Below are 250 nucleotides of genomic sequence, written 5' to 3'. Positions count from 1 at the left end.
ACATCAATATTCACTGCAGTATCCTCATCCGTACTATCACTGTCATCCATCGCATCAACATCTGCAATTGGACCTACTGTAATCACTACCGTAGCAGTCTCTGTCGTTGTTGATCCATCGGCATTAGTTACCGTTACTGTATAATCAAAGGTATCTGTACCATTAAAATCAGGATCTGGTGTATAATCTACCGTACCATCAGCATTGATCGTTACCGTTCCATTGGCTGGATTCGTTACATCAGTCACCT

The 250-nt window shown here is 42.0% G+C and carries 1 protein-coding gene; it reads right to left on the bottom strand.

Annotated features, from left to right (window positions below):
- On the bottom strand, positions 1-250 hold a 250-nt coding region (locus tag Q1A01_RS23800; protein ID WP_299686099.1), incomplete at both ends, for an Ig-like domain-containing protein.

The organism is uncultured Dokdonia sp. (assembly GCF_947492815.1).
GTDB lineage: Bacteria > Bacteroidota > Bacteroidia > Flavobacteriales > Flavobacteriaceae > Dokdonia.
This window is presented reverse-complemented; position numbering and strand designations above follow the sequence as displayed.